This is a genomic window from Paenibacillus sp. JNUCC 35 (assembly GCF_058269095.1).
On record NZ_CM177771.1, the window covers coordinates 5,452,054 to 5,470,855 of the forward strand.

Below are 18,802 nucleotides of genomic sequence, written 5' to 3' on the forward strand. Positions count from 1 at the left end.
TTCACCGACCCTGCTCAATTGAAGCCGGTAGCAAGGCATCATCTATTTTGTAATAGGTGAGATACCAATCGACAAAATTTTTTAGCCCAGTTTCAAGTTTAGTTGCGGGAGAAAAGCCCGTATCAGATTGTAATTCCTCAATATCGGCATAAGTTTCTTTTACATCGCCAGGCTGCATAGGGAGGAGTTCCTTCACAGCTTTTTTGCCGAGGTGCCTCTCCAATATATCTACAAATTGCATTAACTCGACCGGTTGATTGTTCCCGATATTGTACACTTTGTAGGGTGCCGTTGAACTGCTGGTAGAGTCTTCTTTCCTATTCTTTGGCGGAAGTTTCAACAACCTGACAATTCCTTCGACAATGTCATCAATATAAGTAAAATCCCTTCTCATTTGACCGTTATTAAAAATTTGAATGGGTTTCCCCTCCAAAATCTTTTGAGTAAAGGAAAAATAAGCCATGTCCGGTCGTCCCCAAGGTCCATAAACAGTAAAAAAACGCAACCCTGTTGTAGGAAGCCCAAATAAGTGGCTGTACGTATGTGCCATTAGTTCATTAGATTTCTTGGTAGCCGCATACAGACTAACAGGATGGTCAACATTGTCCTTGACGGAGAACGGAATGCTTTTGTTTGCGCCGTATACGGAACTTGACGATGCATAAATTAGATGCTCTACCTTATGATGACGACAACTTTCCAGTACGTTAGTAAATCCAATTATATTGGAGGTGATATAAGCTGACGGATTTTCTAAACTATATCTCACTCCCGCTTGTGCAGCTAAATTTACAACGATTTTGGGATTGTATTGTTCAAAAACGGAATGAACCTGATCAGCATCTTCCAAGTTAATCTTTTGAAAAGTGAAACTTGTATCCTCAAACCATTTTAGGCGGTCATGTTTAAGATCAGCATCATAATAATCGTTTAGATTATCTATGCCCACCACATCATATCCGATTTCTAGAAGCCTTTTGGAAAGATGAGCTCCAATAAAGCCGGCTGCACCAGTAACAAGTATCATGAACTACATCACCTTTTTATAAGTTTTCGAATAATCGCGAAATTCAGCCCAAAACTCTGTTCTCTTGGCATTTAGAATAAAGTTTGTATACTGGCTTGCGGTTTTAATATTCTTTTCGGCCTCAATGGCTTGCCAATCTTTGTCCTTAGCCAGACGGATTATTTTTTGAGATAATTCGGCTGCATTCCCAGCTTCAAATATACATTCTGCTGAAAGAAGCTCCGGAATTCCTCCTACATTTGAAGCGATTGCCGGAAGACTTCTACTCATTGCCTCGATTAAAGCCCTTGGCAAACCTTCCTGAAAGCTCGGTTGCAAGTAAATATCCAAATCGTCTAACCATTCGAAAACCTTTTGTCCGCTCGGTACAGGTTTGTAAAATTCAATCCGTTCCGAGATTCCCAAGGATTCACTCAATTGCATTAACGGGGAAGGATCTCCCTCTCCTAACACCCTGAACTCGAAGTTCAAATCATTTTTTATTAGGGATAGTGACTTTAAAGCAACATCAATTCCTTTATATTTAGAAGCCATGGACCCTATTAACCCGAATTTTATCGGAAATGAACTCTCCCTAATGCGAGTCAGTTTATTGGAAAAACTATCTTCTGCTATCATCGGAAGTTCAACATTGGAGCAATCAATTTGTTGCCCGTTAGTCGGGTAATGTTTCTGTAAAAACCTTTTTGTTACATACAAAACGTACGGAGCCTTCTTTACTAATGCTTTCGTTTTATAGGTCATGATCGGAGCGTAAATTTTCCCTTTTATGTTCCCGTAATTCCAAAGAGCATCCCACGCGTGACCCACTACTTCAGCTGCCCAAGGCAAGTTTAACTCTTCCGCTGCTTCCACGGCTAAAGCACCAATCTCGCTAGGTAGTCTTACTATTAAAGCATCACATTGCTCTAAGGAAGATTTTATCTTATTGTAGGCCTCTTTGCGTTTGGTTATCATAGATATCGGATCGCTTATGGATGGAACTCCATTAAAGCTTACACCTGGACCGCTTGAAATCTTCCTGTTGTTCAATTCAAGTTTGTTATCGCTAGTTACCATTCTCGAAATAATTCGGATCTCAGAGAATACATTCAAATACCTGCACCACACGTTATAATCAAAATAATTATGGTAGTATTCGTCGGTGCCTTTAAGGTGTTCAATTGTGACATCATATGCAAAAGCTAGCTTCACATTCTCACTACCCTCACCAGTTTATTATTCATTGCTCTATCATCCTTGGTTCCCGGCTTGCGTCTCCGGCTTAAAAAGATTAAACCAAACCAAATTACAAAAATCGGAAAAAAACTGTTCAGCGGAAGAACCAGCAAGAGACTTCCAATCAGAACAGTTAAGACGCGTATAATATTATTACGACTCTTGTCTCCAGTTCTGCATATAAGAGCGATTCCTAATGGTCCCAGCAACATACCAAACCAGCCAAAATTAGCGATCGCTTCTTCCAGCCAACTAGTGGTAACTGTCCAGCCTAAATATTGAACGGAAAATGCATTTTTAAAAAGCGCAGTAGTCACATACACAGGGTAAGGCCAAGGTTTACTTTCCCACATGCTTCTGGGGATGTACATCGTTAAATAAAATAATATACTTTGCCCCCTATATTCCAGAATCTGTTTCTCATCTTTATTTAACTCTGAATATATAGCCAACTTTGTAACACTATCTCTTCCAAAATCGATTCTTGAGTTTGTGTAACTCACTTGCGGGCTTTCATGCATATTACTTGCTCTCACATTATCTTGATAGAAGGAGGAAAATAACAATAAAATAAGCGCGGATAGAATTCCGAATAATGGGATCTTCCAGCCCTTTAAAATACCTTTCTGAATAGCCGACAAACCCAGCATCAGTATAAATATAGCTACAATCGCTCTTTTGCCCTGAAGCCACATAGCTAAACCTACCCAAGGCATTAACACGTAAATTAAATACATCATGTTATGTTTTCGATTCATTAAGAACAATAATACGGACGAAATAATGCTTAAAATGCTAAATAGATGAATCTTCACATGATAATCACTAGATTCTTCATTAAAAAGCTCAGTCACTACAGCACCGTATTTCCAGTAAACACTTGGATCTGGAGAAAAAAGAACAAGAAACAAAGGGGTAATCAACAAAAGATAGAGAATGGGCTTAAATTTCTCAAACTTTAGAAAATCCAGGTTAGAGGCTTCTAATTTAGCATCTGACTTCAATTTGAAGAGTACAAACCAGAAAATTGGAACAACACTCGTATATATAGCATAGATGAGTGAAGTCATCTCACTTCTAGTAGCTAGTTGCAGACCAATTTTTTCCTTGTATTCCGGCTTTCCATAAAGCAAATCTTGAATAAGAGGAAAGGAGAAAAATAAATAAAAAGTTAAATAAACATACAAGATCGAATTTTTCCTACCTTTTGATATTTGAATAAAAACAAATATTAACCAAAATGTCTGCCATATTAATGCCAAGCCATTCATCGTATCTTCCATAGGTTCTCCATTTAATTTTATTCTTAGCTCAGACAAACATGGAATGAATTCAAATAACCTTCGATATGTCTTTCCTTGTATTTCTGAATAAAATCTAACGATCTTTGTTCAAATTCTTGTTTCGTTAAGCCGTTTCTATTACTGAATAATTCTCGTATTTCTTCAACCGACAATGGACTTTCAATACCCAAATTTGCATAGGGGATAACTATCCCCAGTTTTTGTTGAGATAGTACCTTCGAATAATCTCCAACATTTTCAGTGAAAATCGGTATAACTCCTTGAGAAACATACTCAAGTACCTTAGTCGGTGAAGCTACTTTATTTATTTGGGAAGGCCCTCTGAGTACGAAACCATAATCACAAATTTTTAGATAATCAGGCACTTCATTGTGAGGAACTCTTAAAACAGTCCAATTCCTCAGCTTATATTTCTCGGCATACTCCTTAAACAAGTCTACGTCCTTGGAGAGCACAATTAAATGGCTCTTCACTAATACATTCTCAATATCTGCGTATAGTCGTATCGTCGCTTCCGGCATCTGATAATGCTGAGCTTGCCCTAAGTAACAAAATACGACGGAATCATCTTCAATTCTCAAATCTTTTTTTGATTTTTGGTTCAAACTTACTTCCTTTTTTAAAAACAAATTTGAAGGTAACATAGGAAGCACAATTGTTTCCTTCTTATGCTTTAATGCTTCTTTAAAATTTTCAGATACTGTGACCAGGGTTGAGGTTCGGTTAACCGTCACTTTTTCAATGTGCTTGTAAATACGCTCTTTTATTAATCCTCTTATATTTTTACTTGCCTCTCTTGCCTCGATGGGAACAACACCATGATAATCAAAAAATAATGGAATATTAGTTTTTTGCGAAAAGGATGAAAGAAGATACGCAGATACTAAATTTTGACCATAGACAACTTTGGGTTTACCCATATCTTCCATCAGATTAAACAAATGCTGCTCGATCACAAACCTATTTCGCAAAGCCGGTCTTTTAAAAGGAATTTTCTTCCCGATACATAGCCCGTTAAACTCATCCGGTAATATTGTGCTTTCTGGGTAGATCAAAACAATTTTTCCATACCTCTGTGAAAGTAATTCCAATTCAAACAAAACACGCCTTGAATATCCAGAACCGCTTCCAATATCTTGGCCGACAAGCATCCAAATCGAATAATTTGTTTTCATCTAATTAGCCCCTAAAATCAATTGATTTCCACATTGGATAATTGTTTTGCTTTAGAACGCTTGGATAGAAGGAATAAAAAAACCGCGATACTCAAGCAAATAAATACCTGTGAAATGATAGCTGAAAGTGCGGCGCCTTTCCAAGAGAGCAAAGGGATGAGGATTACATTCAATATGACATTGAAAATGACCGCGGCCACTTGGATATAACTTCGGTAAGACTGGTATCCTGCGCCCGTAAGAACATCGCTTAGCGGATAGTATATGGACTGGAGGAGCGGGATTAAAGACAAGTAGTACAAGACTTCCACCGTACTTGCGTATCCTTGGCCCAGAACTAATGGAACCAGAGGAGCGCACATCCAAATTAACACTGCCACGATTAGCCCATACAGAGCAGTGATTTTTGTGATCCTTTTGCCAAATTGATATGTATTTGCAATGTCTTTGGAACCATATCTGAAAAACTTTGCATAGGTTGCCGTCAAAAGAGCTTGAATCGGCGTAAATGTCAGGTTAATAATCTTTGAAGCTGCCGAGTAAATCCCCGTTATTTCAGCGCTAACAAAGCCATTTAGCATGACTTTATCCAATTCGCTATAAATAGTTTTAGACGTTGTTCCTACTGCAAAATGCAATCCATCTTTTATGTCCTCTTTTAAATGAACGAGATTAAATTTAGGGTTCCCCAGTTTTTTCAACACGAGAAAATAGCCTACAATAGCTACGACTAAATTAGTAGATACGTAATACCAAGAGAATATTTCCAAAGTAACTCGCCCATTAATGGTTAAAATAAATAAGATCGAAAGAACTTTCAGAAAACTTACCAGCACATTTAAAAATGCTGTAAAGCTCAATTTTTCAAAAGCCTGGAAGCATTTTCCGAGTATCTCTATGAATTTACCAACTATTAATTCACCCAATGTCAAAAGGACTATGACAAGCAAGGTAGTTTGATATAAATAGGAGCTAATTATGACAGATAAGCTCCCTAAGATAAGGCTGCCCGTAAGCAAAAAAAACAAGGTACTGCCGAAATACTTGGAGAATTCCTCCGGTTTTCGTGCTACTTTCATAATTAACACATTGCTCTCGCCTATATCTATAAATGGGATGATCATGGTAAACAAAGCGATAATCGCCATAAAAGAACCGAAATCTTGAGGCCCCAGCAACTTCGCTAGAAGTATAATGTACAAGGCCTGAAATAATGTTCTGCCTCCTATTGCTATAAACATCCAAATGGTATTGATTCCGACCTTGCTTGACAGCAACCGATTTTTTAATTTTTTTAGTAGCCCCATATAGATATTCCACTCCTGTTTAGTCAAACAAGCGATAGCTCTTTCTCTTGCTCTGTTTTTTCTTCCACGCTTACCTGCTCGCTTCTAAATGTCGGCACAATATCTTGAAGAACTCCGCAAATCACTCCCGGTTCTTCCCTCAGCACCGCTTCCAGCTTTTTAATCTCAAACTCAAGTAATGAACGCTGCAAACTGGAGGGTTTCCCAATAAAAATTCGGTTATGCTTAGTGGAACTAATCCCTTCCTCATCCGTCAGCAGCTCTTCGAACAATTTTTCCCCCGGTCTGATTCCTGAATACTCTATTCTTATATCTATCTCAGGTTCGAAACCGGAAAGACGAATCAGATCTCTTGCGAGATCGTAAATTTTAACCGGAGCCCCCATGTCAAGAATAAAAACCTCTCCTCCCTTTGCCAACGCACCGGCTTGAATGACCAACTGTACGGCTTCAGGAATGGTCATAAAATAGCGGATCATTTCCGGGTGAGTAACGGTAACAGGCCCCCCATTTTTAATTTGCTGCTTAAATCTGGGGATGACGCTCCCGCGACTGCCAAGTACATTACCAAATCGAACCGCAGCAAAAAGAGTACTGCTATTTGTGTTCAAGCTTTGAACGAGCATTTCCGCAATCCTTTTGGTTGTTCCCATTACGCTGGTCGGATTTACCGCCTTATCTGTAGAAATAAGAACAAATCTCTCTGCGCCGTATCGGTCCGCGCATTCCGCAACATTCTTAGTTCCGAATACATTATTTTTAATGGCCTCGGAAGGATTCCGTTCCATCAAAGGAACATGTTTATGAGCTGCCGCATGAAAAACAACCTGCGGACTGTATCGTTGAAAAATCAACTCTATCCGTTCCCGATCCTGGACATCGGCAATCAGAGTTTCGATCGGAAGTTCCGGAAACTTCGTTCTCAATTCCATCTCAATCGTGTAGATACTATTTTCCCCGTGACCCAATAGCAGCAACCTGGAGGGATGAAAGGGTGCAATTTGTCTGCAGAGCTCAGACCCGATGGAGCCACCCGCACCTGTTATGAGAACGGTTTTTTGTTCCACGTAATTAGCGATTCCTTTCAAATCTGTTTTTATGGGCTCTCTTCCCAGCAGATCTTCAACTTCTACATCTCTGATTTCTTTAATGCTTACTTTACCGCTTATGAGATCATTCAAAATCGGGATGATTTTTAAATTGGCTTTCGTTGCCTTGCAGATTTCGATGATAGCGGATAACTCTTTTTTCGACGCTGAAGGAATGGCAATAATAATGTCATGAATTTCATATTTGTTTACGGTATCCATAATGGATTCCCGATTACCTATAACGGGGATTCCGTAGATTTGTGATTTCTGCTTCCGTGGATCATCATCTATAAATGCCACGGGAGCCATAATGGATGCCTGATTTTGTTTTAACTCCTTGGCAATAATACTTCCGCAATCACCCGCTCCGATAATTAAAGCTTTATTCTGATTTTCCTTCTTGCGTTGATAATGATCTGTAAATACTCTCCAGGCGAATCTTACCCCGCCGGTCAGAAACAAATTAGATTGGAGCGCCCCAATAAACACCGACATCGGTATAGTTTTTCCTGTTACCCAGTAAACGAAAAGGTAAGAAACGGCACCTCCAACTAAGGAAGCCCTGATAAGCGAGTACAACTCTCCCACGCTTGCATACTGCCAAATCCGGTTATACAACTTAAAAAGGTGAAAACTGGCCGCAAAAACAAGAAGCGATGTAACAATATAAATCCCAATCTGGTTTTTATACAAATCCGGTATATTCCCATCAAAACGTATGAGATAAGAACAATAAATAGTTGACGCCACACTGATCATATCCATTGCAACGAGTATCAGTTTCCGTTTTTTTAAAACCATTAGGTACCCTCCGCTTTCTCCAGCAAACTTTTATTGAACACAACCGATCAAAACCTCGCAAGCTGCTCGGTCAACAGGATTTCTAGGCTTTTGATTGTTCTCGAACGGCGTTCTTCATTTGCTTTCCTCCATCTGCTTCATAATCTGATAAAAGAACGAGCTATATTGTTTTGAATCAAAACAACATAGCTCGGGCTTTTAATAGAAAACCGGGGCATCGAACCCCTCCTCACATCATCCCTTCGACGATTAACGTCTAAGGCGCATTTCGCACCCACAGCATGACCGAGTGCCTACAGTGATAAAGGTACAGTAGACATAACCTGAGCCGAACAACAGACCGCTTCTTTAAGCTTTTTCGCCGTAATAGTAGTAATAAGAAGACTCTTTTTTGGAGTAAGCTTTGTTGTTAAGCACAACACCGAGAACGCGCGCTTTTACGTATTGAAGTTGCGATAGAGCTTTCTGAGCCCGGTCGCGTTTGACCTTGCCGTGATTGAGCACAAGAACGACTCCGTCCGCTTTGGCCGCCAAGATTTGCGAGTCCGTTACAGCAAGCAGCGGTGGCGAGTCAATAATGACCATGTCATACCAATCGCCGACTTCTTCAAGCAGAGTAAGCATGCGGTTAGAGCCAAGCAATTCAGCGGGATTCGGCGGAATCGGTCCCGATGGAAGGAGAGTCAGGTTAGGAATTCCCGGATCGGTTAAAGCATCCTCAAATCGATCCTGGTTTACGAGTACATGGGTAAGTCCGGAACGGTTAGAGACATTAAATACCTTGTGCAGAGTCGGTTTTCTTAAATCCGCATCAATCAGCAGGACTTTCTTGTTCTCCTGGGCGTAAGCCACGGCAAGATTGGCCGCCGTTGTCGACTTCCCTTCTTCGGGTTGTGCGGAGGTGATGAGAACACTCCGAATTTCCTGATCAATGGAGGAGAATTGAATGTTCGTTCGCAAAGTGCGATAAGCTTCGGCAATATTCGACTTAGGATTGACATGTGTAATTAAGCGGTTATTGGTTAACGCCGGCATAAACCGATTCACCTACAACTTTCTGTTCCGGTTTGGAAGGGACATTACTCGGTGCATCCGAAGCCTTAATCCGGCTGATTACCGCTAATGTGGGGAGTCCGAGATACTGTTCAATCTCTTTTTCCGACTTGAGCGTGTCGTCCAGATACTCCAGCAGAAACGCCAGACCGACTCCGATTAGCGCCGATAAAATGAAGGCGATGATGATATTCATTTTGGGGTTCGGTTTAACCGGAAAAGGAGCTTCTTCCTGTTTCGCCTGATTTAGCAGAGTTACGTTGTCTACCTTCATAATTTGGGGGATATCCGTTTTGAAGACATTGGATATCGCATTCACCAGTTTTACGGCCGTATCGTGACTATAGTCGGTGACTGTGATGGTCAAAACCTGCGTTTCATTAACGGCGCTGACTTTTACCATCGAAATAATCTCATCCGCTGTCAGCTGAAGTTCCGGCAGTTGGGTCGCCACTTTATCCAAGATGGCCGGCGTCCGTATAATCTCTTTGTAGGTATTCACCAGCATGATGCTCGCGCTGACTTCGCTATAATCGATTCTGGAAATTCCCTCCGCCTGATACGAGGAATTTACAATCAATTTTGTACTGGCCGCATACTGCGGTTTTATATAGAAATAACTGATTAACCCCGTCACAAGACAAGAAAGGACAACGATAGTTGCAATCAGCCAAATCCGTTTTCGAATAATGTGCAGGTACTCTTTCAAGTCGAGTTCCATAATGGTTCTAACCTCCAGTGGAGTGAAATGCCTTACTCTTACCATTTTGTATCATTTTCATTCAATAATTGATACGTATTGTATCACACTAAACGTAGAAAGACGGTTTCTACCGAGAGCAGCCTGTTTTTAGTTTACGTAACCGCCGAACGATACGGGAACGGGGCAGATTCTTTTTCTACCGCCTCCATAATCTCAACCAAGTCGTATTCTTCAAGCTGCTGTAAAAACAAATGAATGTCATTCTCGGCCGTCTGGTAAGTCGTCTCATAGTGATCCTGTAAACATAACACAAGTTCATGCACGGTTCTGGCCTCGGAGAGCAGGGACCAAATCATACCGCCTACTTCGTTGACTTTCGTGATGCTTTGCCTGTTCATTTGCATAATCACGTATTCCCCGTCAAGAAGCATGACTTCCGTATCTTGATGGCGCTTGAATTTATTTTCCATCCAGCGAATCTCCTAAACATATTTTTTCATTTTGACTTGACGAGACAAGCGTTTCCACCTTTCAGCATAAACGGATTTAAGATGCTTCCAGCGTGAGGTGCTCCTCACTCCTTCCAATCCAAGCAAAGCGGGGTGCACATAGGGGAAAAGAAAATTGCAGAACCAGGCACCCGTATGTACGGGCCTGTCATATACTTGTGTCAGGTGGTAAAGCAGGATGTAAAGGGCATTCCTAGATCCTTTATGACCCTGCTGCACGTTGCGAATAAGTGAGTAGGACCAGAATGGCGGGACAGATGGTCTGGCCGGCACAATAACCGGAAGACCCGGGAAGAGATAATCAACGGCCGCCAGCACCGTTTTCATTCTTTTCACGGTATATTCCCGAGCAGCCCGTTGGACCACTCCTTTCCTGACAGATTCAACATCTGCATTCTGCAGCAAATGAACAACGTCCAAGAAATAGCGTATGGAATTCATCCTGTGTTGAGAACCGTGTAAACATATACTGTAAAATGTATCCGAATCGTTCATCCTCCGGATATGCACATAGTTCTGCAAAGGAAGGGACTGACTCCAAAATGAGTCGTAATCAATGTCGGCTGTACGAAACTCCACCAGTCCCCAGTGAATTTCAACCGTAATGGGAAGCCGGCCGGCGGCTCCTTCTCTCGTGTATACAACGTGATGGCTCGCATCCGATCCATCAAACCGTTCAAATCCCAAGGTCTCGACAATGGCAGCCGCTGCGGAAAGGTTCTCCGGTCGGATAAGAACGTCAATGTCCGTCGTTCCTCTTACTCCGAACCCGCCGTAATACTGCTCGCTGAAATAGACGCCTTTCATAAGCAGGACCTGAAGCTCCGCTTCCTCAAACAACCGGAGCAGCCGATCTGTCTCTGTCTTGAGAAGCAAGTTCTGGAACAGAGTCGCTTCCGCCTTGCGCTTCAGATGATCCTGGAGAAAGAGGGGGAGCTCACCCAGTCTCCCTTTCTCTTTCAGCATGTGGTACACCTGGGCCGTGATGGAGAATAAGTCCAAGTCTTCGGCGATCTGTCCGTATTCTTCCTCAGTGAAGGAGAATGCACCGTGAACCACATACAGGTCGTTCATAAATCGGATGAGGGGCTGTGTCATTTACAATTCGGACTGCCTGTGTGACCGCCGTTATCGCACGGATGCGGCTTGGACGGCTTGGTCTCGAAAACGATCTGCTGGTGTTTTAAAACAGTCGGTGCGATATACGCCTTCTTCACTAGCTTCACTCCTTGCGGATAATTATTTATGAAAGGGACTCTGCTACAACGAGTATCCGTTTCACACCAAACCGATACAATTCGTATCTACAATACTAACTTTATGATACGATATGTATCTTGTCAAGCGAAAAATGACCAATCCCTACCCTTTAACTCGAATATTGAAGGGCCAGGGCCACAGGGCCCGAGATAGCGACATGTTACGGGCCGGAACAGCCGGCACAATGACTTCGTCACGCGCGACATAGTCCGCGTTAGCCCGGTAGGCCGCGACCTGTTCCGGCCCCACCTTCCGGGCTGCGAGCGCGTAGGCGTCCGCGAGGTGCCATTTCCTGACGACGACGTCGTGTGCGTCGGAGGCCAGGAAATGGACCGCATTAGCGCGGCACAGGCTCAGCGCGAATGCCTGCATCCGGCGGCCGTACTCCCCGGTGAGGGCTCCCGCCGTCACCTGGAGCAGCAGGCCGCCGTCCAGCCACTCGCGCAGCAGCTCCGGCCGGCGCTGGATCTCGCCGCTCCGCTCGGGGTGCGCGAGAATCGGGACGATTCCGCGCACTCCCAGCTCGTGGAGCAGCTCGGCGAAGCCGCCCGGCACGCGGCCGCCGGGGAGCTCCAGCAGCAGATAGCGGGAACCGCCGAGGGTGCAGAGCCGGCCGTCCAGCAGGTCATCGAGAAGCCGGTCGTAGACGCGGATCTCGTGTCCGGGCAGGACGGTCAGGGCGATGCCCCGGCGGTCCAGCGCCTGCTGCAGGAGCTCCACGGCCTCCCGCACGGCCGGGGCTTCGTTGTCGTAGACGCCGCCGTGATGAGGCGTTGCCACGACACGGCTGATGCCCGACGCCGCGGCGTGCTCCGCCATTGTCAGCGCGGCCTCCAGATCCGGAGCGCCGTCGTCCAGCCCCGGAAGGATGTGGCAGTGCAGATCCGTATACATAGGGCCGCCTCCTTCATCCGGATTCCGGTCTGGACCGGTTAAATTTTGCGTGATTTTCATGAAATTTTCATGAAAGTCTGCCTTCATTTTTTCATGAGTGGGCAGAAGTAACCCGGGCTTGGGACGATAGGATGATAGTTAGCGTATGCTTTCCATCTCAAATTATGATACAATCCCAAACATTACATAAGTGGGTAACCACCGAATATAATGTATAAAGTTCTTTAAATTAAGGTAAAAACGGGATAAAAAAAGGGTTTATTACGGCCTGTGGAGAAACATTTTATCGACAAATAGTTGCATTTTGTATCAAAAAATTTATAATTTCAGTATATCGACCTTTCAATGTAATCTCTGACGGGTAACCCATTGAGCCCAATTCAAGCGAGCGGTTGTTAGGTGATACCGGTTTAAACGATTGGCCGACGTGGTTATACTGGTTATTACTTTCTAGTGGAATGAGAGGAATTCTAAGATGAATAAACATGGGGATCGCATTGCTCAACTGCGAGAAAAGCATGCTTTGACTCAAGAAGAGCTGGCCAACAAACTCGGCATATCACGCGCAGCATTATCGCATTACGAGACGAGCCGGCGCGAGCCGGATTTCGAAACGATGAACAAAATCGCGACCTTCTTCAAAGTGTCCGCCGACTATCTGCTCGGAAGAACGACCAACCCGCATGCGGTGCTCGACGAAGATGTAAGAGATTTCGTGAACAGCCTGGAGCTTTCCGACGATAAGATTCTGGAGAAATTCGCACTGTCCATTGACGGCCGCAAGTTGACTGCCGAAGAAGCCAAGCGTTTTATCGCTTTCGTGAGGGCGGAACGTTCGATGTCGGAGTAGGCGGATCGGTTCCGTCTCCCGGACCTCTCGTCTGAAACGAGCTTAGTATAGCCGGGTTCAAGTTCAGCTGGTCCACTAGTTTATGCAGATCGATAACAATTTCATCCGTCATTTTTATGGCACCCTCACCGGTTCCGAAATGGTAATCATACCGAAGCGTTTAGTTCATGAATTTAATTTATGATACATCTTGTATCTGTGTCAAGCACATTTTGTATCCTTTTCAAACCTTTCGACTCCTCCATCCCGGGTGTCGATTCTTTGTTTAGCCGGGATCTTTTATGAAACCGCATACATTATCGGATTATCTGCTGTCGCAGGTCTTTCCGGCTCTTTTCGGAGCCTCCGGAGTAATGAAAAGTAAACGCTCAACCGCTGTTTCTTTTATCGATGCCGATGTATTTAAAAGTTACGGAAGGAGCCGAATGGTTAAACAAGTCGCGAAGGACGGAAATATTCTTCGTTCGCTGATAATAATGGTACCCGAATGTCTTTCGCAGCGTATGCGTGCCGATGTCCTGCAATCCCACCCGTTTGGCGGCTTCGTTCAATATCCGGTAGACGCGGATGCGTTTGATCGGTTTGCCCGTCTTTTGCGAGGGAAACATATAGTCCTCGTCGTCCATATACTGCACATACTCGCCGATGTAGGACTTCAAGGCGTCATCGATCCAGAACGATTTGCTCTTGCCGGTTTTCTCCTCGGTGATGCTGATTTCATTGCGGTCTTTCACGTCTTTCACTCGGAGTCTCAAGATATCGTTGAGATGCAGACCCGAATTAATGCCGATCGTAAAAAGAAGCCAGTCCCGCATGGAATGATTCTTCAGGACGTCCTGAAGTTCTGTAATTTTTTCGGGGTCACGGATAGGTTGGGCCACTTGCATGTAAGAAATCCCTCCATTAAATTAGTTAACCCATGGTATGATACATTTTGTATCAAGGGCATTATAGCACACCACATTTCGTATGCCTAGTCCCTTTGGCGATCTTTTATCATTACTTAATCCTCATGTCCGCCTGCGGGAATGAATCTTTGTATCTAGGTCTAAAGACTTCATTTTGATACGAATTGTATCATAATATCTAAAATAAATCTTCTTTTATTTTTTTGACGGCCTCGGAATCGGGAATCCAGTAGTACAAATTGGAGCCGACAAGCGGGTCTTCATCACGTCCGCTGTGCCCCGGAAGCTGAGTGTAACGGAAGTTGTCCTGACCGACCCCTTTGAAAAGCCAGGCGAGGCTGATCAGATCGGAATCCGAGAAATTCGTATCGAGAATGTCCTTGCGCAAGGAAGGCAGGAGCGTCGCCAGCTGCGGGATTTTATCCGGCTTTAACAGTTCGATGGCAATGGAACGAAGAACTTTGGACTGCTCTTCCTGCCGTCCGAATTCTCCTCCTTCCGCTCCGTAGCGTTCCCGTACGACTTTCAGGGCCGTATCTCCGTCGAAATGCTGCTGCCCTTTCGGAATCGTCGTTTTCTGCCATTTCAGATGCAGGTCTTTCTCCAGCGTAAGGTCTACGCCTCCGACTTTGTCGACAATACGCTTGAATCCTTCGAAATTCGTTTTGGCATAATAATTGATCGGCACGCCGAGAAAATCGCTGACCGTCTGCGTGGCCGTAAGCGTTCCCTGCTGGTTGCCTCCCTTCGACTCCCCCACGATGTGCGCATGATTCAGCTTCGTCAAACCGACTCCCTTAACGGGCACGCGCGTATCCCGGGGCAGGGACAAGATATTGACTTTGCGCTCGGTCGGTACGACATGAACCGCCATCATGACGTCGCTGCGGGAAGGCTCCCCGCTTCGTGAATCGACACCGAGAATCAGGATGTTAAACGACTTCATGTCCGGTTTGGGCGGTTCCTGAACCGGTCCGGGTGTTGCCCCTTCGGCAGTTTGCGGCTGTGCCAATACGGGGATATCCTGATTCTCGAAATGCCTGGACGGGTCCAAGCTCCAGTAAGCCCAGCCGCTGGCCGAAACCCCGATTACGAGAACACTGAGCGCAGCGATTTTCCATTTGGTTTTTTTCTTCAAGAAAGGTCCTCCCTCACTCTTGTCATACGATACAAATTGTATCATCAAACCTTTTGGAAAACAACTGCCTGAGGTTCCGATATTTCCTAAAATTTAGGACTTAAGGTTCAAGGGAAAACTGTCCCATGCCTCCGGCTTCCTCTCTGCCTGTTCGCCTGCCCGGCGTCCGGTCTCGTCCCCCTTCCTCGGCGGATACACAAAAAGCCCGCATCCTTCTAAGGAAAGGACGCAGACTTTTGCTGCCGCCAAGCGGTCTCGCGCTCAGCCTTTAATAGAGCCCGCAAGCAGGCCGCGGACAAAATATTTGCCGAGGAAAATATAGACGAGCAAAGTCGGAAGGGCCGCCAAAATGGCTCCGGCCATCTGCACGTTCCACTGCACGATCTGGCTTCCCGACAAATTTTGCAGAGCGACCATGACGGGCTGCTGCTTCTGGGAAGTCAGTGTCACCGCGAACAGGAACTCGTTCCAGATGTTCGTGAACTGCCAGATGCCGACGACTACGAAGCCGGTAATGGACAGCGGCATAATAATATAGCGGTACACCCCGAAGAAGCCGGTGCCGTCGATCTTCGCCGCTTCCATGATTTCGTCCGGCACGCCCGCGTAGAAATTGCGGAAGATCAGGGTGCAGATAGGCAGACCGTACACGACATGGACAAGGATAAGGCCGGGAATCGAATTGTATAGGTGAATCGTCTGCAGGAACTGAATGAGCGGAATGAGAATGCTCTGGTACGGGATAAACATGCCGAACAGCATCAGGGCAAACAGGGTGTTCGATCCGCGGAACTGCCACTTGGACAGCACGTAGCCGTTAAGCGATCCGAGCAGAGCGGACAGCAGTGTCGCCGGTACGGCAAGATACAGGCTGTTCAGGAAATTCGGCGCAAGCTTGTCGAAAGCGGTCTTATAACCCGAGAAATCCGGATGAGACGGGAGCCTCCACATCTGATCGAGCGTAATCTCGTTCAAGCCTTTGAAGCTGGTCACCCCGAGCACGTAGATCGGCACCAGGTAAAGGCAGGCCATGACGGCGAGCAGCATATAGAGCAGCGAACGGTTGATCTGCGCGAGACGCATCAGCCTTCCTCCTTTTTCAGACTTGAGAAAAGATACGGAACGATCAGCAGCGATACGAACAGGAGCATGATAATGGCGATGGCAGCCCCCTGCGCGTAATGATTGCCGCGGAAGGTCGTCTCAAACATGTAGACACCCGGCACGTCAGTCAGGAACATCGCCCCAGGGCCGGTCATCGCGAAAATGAGATCGAAGATCTTGAGTGAAATGTGCCCGAGAATGATCACGACGCTCACCGTAACGGGCCGCAGCTGCGGCAAAATGATTCTCGTGAACACCTGCCGCTCCGCAGCCCCGTCCATCCGCGCCGCTTCCCGCAGCTCGTCCGGAATCGCGCGCAGCCCGGCGAGATACATCGCCATCGTAAAGCCGGACATTTGCCATACCGCGGCAATGACAACGGCAATCAGGGCCAGCGGCAGGCCGAAGTCGATCAGTCCCCAAGCGATGCTCGGCACGATTTCCGTGCTTGTGTACCACTTCGGGGGGGCCGTCACTCCGAAAGACTTCAGGATGAGGTTCACCCCCGTCGACGGATTGAGAATCCACTGCCAGACGACTCCGGTTACCACAAACGAGAGCGCCATCGGGAAAATAAAAATGTTGCGGAACAGAGCCTCCGCTTTAATTTTCGCGTCCACCATCATCGCCAGGAAAATCCCGATCACCATCGTGGCCGCGATAAACAAGGCGGTAAACATCAGCGTGTTGCGGAGATCCGACTGAAAACGGAAATCGCCGAACAGAAATTTGAAGTTGCTTAAACCCGCGAAGGATAAATCCTTCACCAGTGTATTCCAATTGGACAAAGATACGTATCCCGTCCAGGCGATAAAGCCGTAGACGAACACCAGGATAGCGGCAAAAGACGGCAGCACCATAAGAAACGGCACCCACCTGCCGCCTTTCCGCTTGCGCCGGGGCTTCACACCCCGCTCTGTCTCTGCGGGCACACGCACCGCCGATTCCGTTTGCACAGCCTCCAGCCCCCTTCCGGAAAAAGAAGGTCAGATGGTCGCCCACCTGACCGTTTTCGTTATTTTTTCATGCCGCTCGCGGCTGCGGCCTGCTGCAGCATCTTGGCCGTTTGTTCCACATCGCCTTTCGTGACGAAGATGGTCATCGCCTGGTTGGCTTGAGTCACGAAGCCTTCCGGAGCCGCTGAGCCGTGCGCCATGCTCGGCGTGAGCTTGCTCTTCTTGAACTCTTCGATCGTCTGCTTGCCGTAGGCGTCATACTTGCCCGTATCGGCATCGGTGCGTGCCGGGATCGAGCCCTTCAGCGGGTTGAAGACGTCCTGTCCTTCGACGGAGCCCAGCACCTTCAGGAATTCCTTCACGGCTTCCGGATCTTTCACGCCCTTCGGCAAACCGAAGGTGTCCGTAATGACCATGAAGCTGTTCTCGGTGTTCGGCGTCGCCGCCCAGCCGAAATCTTCATTGGCCTTCAGCTTCAGATCGGTGGTGAAGTAACCCTTCGCCCAGTCGCCCATGATATTCATGGCGGCTTCGCCTTTCGCCACGAGCTGGGCCGCATCCTGCCAGTTGCGGGCGGCGTGGTCTTTGTTCGTGTAAGTAAGCATCTTCTTGAACGTTTCCAGCGACTGCTTCACTTTGGCGTCCTCGAAGGAAATCTCACCCGTCCACAGCTTCTTGTAGTCGTCCGGACCGAGTGTGCCGAGCAGCACGTTTTCGAAAATCATCGTGGCTGTCCAAGGCTCTTTATCGCCCATCGCCAGCGGAATGATGCCTTTCGCTTTCAGCGCGTCGGCCGCCTGGATAAACTCGTCGAACGTCTTCGGCGCCTTCAGGCCGTTCGCGTCGAATATTTTTTTATTGTAAAAGAGGACGTTGCCGCGATGGATGTTCACCGGAACCGAATAAATGCTGCCGTCCTTGCTCACAAGGTCGATCAGATCTTTCGGGAATTTATCCTTCCAGCCTTCCTTGTCGTACAGATCGTTCAGCGCTTCCATCTTGCCGGCCGCCACCCAGCCCGTATTCAGCTCAGCGCCTCCGTGCACCTGGAACGTACCGGGCGGGTCGCCGCCCTGCATCCGGCTGGCAAGCACCGCTTTGGCATTCGTGCCTGCGCCGCCCGCTACGGCCGCGTTGACCAGCTCAATGTCCTTGTTCTTCGTTTTAAAAAGATCAATGAGCCCTTTAAGGCCCGCTTCTTCACCGGCACCTGTCCACCAGCTGAAAATTTCCACTTTCTTGGCGCCGCCTGCCGCTGCCGACGGGGCCGGTGAAGACGTTCCGGGCGTTGTCTGCGCTCCGTTCCCGCCGCTTTCTCCGGACCCGCAGCCTGCGAGCAGTGCCGTACCTATCGTCATGACGGAGAGTACGGTGACCATCTTGCGTTTCATAGGATCGATCCCCTTTTTCGTTATATTTATGAGCTGCATCATCGTTGTATCCGCTTACATAAATATCGTAGCATGAGCTGACGGCCACCGGCTGCGGAATCATCTGCACAAGT

Annotated in this window: 17 protein-coding genes; 1 reads left to right on the plus strand and 16 read right to left on the minus strand. The window is 46.4% G+C overall.

Annotated elements, in window-relative coordinates; genetic code table 11:
• Window position 1: 1 nt before the first annotated feature.
• The 11 genes from AC2TF6_RS24635 to AC2TF6_RS24685 all read right to left on the minus strand — a co-directional run bounded on the left by AC2TF6_RS24635 (window position 2) and on the right by AC2TF6_RS24685 (window position 12,342).
• Complete coding sequence (locus AC2TF6_RS24635) at window positions 2–1,027, minus strand: NAD-dependent epimerase (RefSeq protein ID WP_491308918.1); 1,026 nt, start codon at window positions 1,025–1,027, stop codon at window positions 2–4.
• Window positions 1,028–1,030: 3 nt separating this feature from the next.
• A complete protein-coding gene (locus AC2TF6_RS24640) occupies window positions 1,031–2,221 on the minus strand; it encodes a glycosyltransferase family 4 protein (protein WP_491308919.1) in 1,191 nt (396 codons plus the stop codon).
• Window positions 2,218–3,528 carry a hypothetical protein gene (locus AC2TF6_RS24645; protein ID WP_491308920.1) on the minus strand — a complete coding sequence of 437 codons (1,311 nt, stop codon included), beginning with the start codon at window positions 3,526–3,528 and terminating at the stop codon, window positions 2,218–2,220. The genes AC2TF6_RS24640 and AC2TF6_RS24645 overlap by 4 nt, the downstream gene beginning before the upstream one ends.
• 23 nt (window positions 3,529–3,551) lie before the next feature.
• Window positions 3,552–4,724, minus strand: a complete 1,173-nt coding sequence (locus AC2TF6_RS24650; RefSeq protein ID WP_491308921.1) for a glycosyltransferase family protein — start codon at window positions 4,722–4,724, stop codon at window positions 3,552–3,554.
• Between the two features lie 17 nt (window positions 4,725–4,741).
• Complete coding sequence (locus AC2TF6_RS24655; RefSeq protein ID WP_491308922.1) at window positions 4,742–6,058, minus strand: flippase; 1,317 nt, start codon at window positions 6,056–6,058, stop codon at window positions 4,742–4,744.
• On the minus strand, window positions 6,055–7,923 hold the full coding sequence (locus AC2TF6_RS24660) for a polysaccharide biosynthesis protein (protein ID WP_491308923.1): 1,869 nt from the start codon (window positions 7,921–7,923) through the stop codon (window positions 6,055–6,057). Before AC2TF6_RS24660 ends, AC2TF6_RS24655 begins: the two co-directional genes overlap by 4 nt.
• 348 nt (window positions 7,924–8,271) lie before the next feature.
• Complete coding sequence (locus AC2TF6_RS24665) at window positions 8,272–8,958, minus strand: CpsD/CapB family tyrosine-protein kinase (RefSeq protein WP_491308924.1); 687 nt, start codon at window positions 8,956–8,958, stop codon at window positions 8,272–8,274.
• The gene (locus AC2TF6_RS24670) at window positions 8,939–9,697 is read right to left on the minus strand and encodes a YveK family protein (RefSeq protein ID WP_491308925.1); all 759 of its coding nucleotides are present in this window, start codon (window positions 9,695–9,697) and stop codon (window positions 8,939–8,941) included. The genes AC2TF6_RS24665 and AC2TF6_RS24670 overlap by 20 nt, the downstream gene beginning before the upstream one ends.
• 134 nt (window positions 9,698–9,831) lie before the next feature.
• Window positions 9,832–10,149: a PqqD family protein gene (locus AC2TF6_RS24675; protein WP_491308926.1), complete on the minus strand. Its 318-nt coding sequence runs from the start codon at window positions 10,147–10,149 to the stop codon at window positions 9,832–9,834.
• 12 nt (window positions 10,150–10,161) lie between these two features.
• On the minus strand, window positions 10,162–11,286 hold the full coding sequence (locus AC2TF6_RS24680) for a nucleotidyltransferase family protein (protein WP_491308927.1): 1,125 nt from the start codon (window positions 11,284–11,286) through the stop codon (window positions 10,162–10,164).
• A gap of 264 nt (window positions 11,287–11,550) precedes the next feature.
• A complete protein-coding gene (locus AC2TF6_RS24685) occupies window positions 11,551–12,342 on the minus strand; it encodes a tyrosine-protein phosphatase (RefSeq protein ID WP_491308928.1) in 792 nt (263 codons plus the stop codon).
• Window positions 12,343–12,817: 475 nt separating this feature from the next.
• On the opposite strand from AC2TF6_RS24685, the gene AC2TF6_RS24690 reads away from it, so the two are divergent.
• Window positions 12,818–13,192 carry a helix-turn-helix domain-containing protein gene (locus AC2TF6_RS24690; protein WP_009672225.1) on the plus strand — a complete coding sequence of 125 codons (375 nt, stop codon included), beginning with the start codon at window positions 12,818–12,820 and terminating at the stop codon, window positions 13,190–13,192.
• 368 nt (window positions 13,193–13,560) lie between these two features.
• Here the strand turns inward: AC2TF6_RS24690 and AC2TF6_RS24695 are convergent, their stop codons facing one another.
• The 5 genes from AC2TF6_RS24695 to AC2TF6_RS24715 all read right to left on the minus strand — a co-directional run bounded on the left by AC2TF6_RS24695 (window position 13,561) and on the right by AC2TF6_RS24715 (window position 18,689).
• Window positions 13,561–14,079: a tyrosine-type recombinase/integrase gene (locus AC2TF6_RS24695; RefSeq protein ID WP_009672121.1), complete on the minus strand. Its 519-nt coding sequence runs from the start codon at window positions 14,077–14,079 to the stop codon at window positions 13,561–13,563.
• A 199-nt stretch (window positions 14,080–14,278) separates the two neighbouring features.
• On the minus strand, window positions 14,279–15,238 hold the full coding sequence (locus tag AC2TF6_RS24700; protein ID WP_491308929.1) for an LCP family protein: 960 nt from the start codon (window positions 15,236–15,238) through the stop codon (window positions 14,279–14,281).
• Between the two features lie 261 nt (window positions 15,239–15,499).
• Window positions 15,500–16,321 (minus strand): carbohydrate ABC transporter permease, encoded by an 822-nt coding sequence (locus AC2TF6_RS24705; protein ID WP_491308930.1) that lies wholly within the window; start codon window positions 16,319–16,321, stop codon window positions 15,500–15,502.
• Window positions 16,321–17,298: a carbohydrate ABC transporter permease gene (locus AC2TF6_RS24710; RefSeq protein ID WP_491308931.1), complete on the minus strand. Its 978-nt coding sequence runs from the start codon at window positions 17,296–17,298 to the stop codon at window positions 16,321–16,323. The genes AC2TF6_RS24705 and AC2TF6_RS24710 overlap by 1 nt, the downstream gene beginning before the upstream one ends.
• A 59-nt stretch (window positions 17,299–17,357) precedes the next feature.
• Window positions 17,358–18,689: an ABC transporter substrate-binding protein gene (locus tag AC2TF6_RS24715; protein ID WP_491308932.1), complete on the minus strand. Its 1,332-nt coding sequence runs from the start codon at window positions 18,687–18,689 to the stop codon at window positions 17,358–17,360.
• Window positions 18,690–18,802 lie beyond the last annotated feature (113 nt).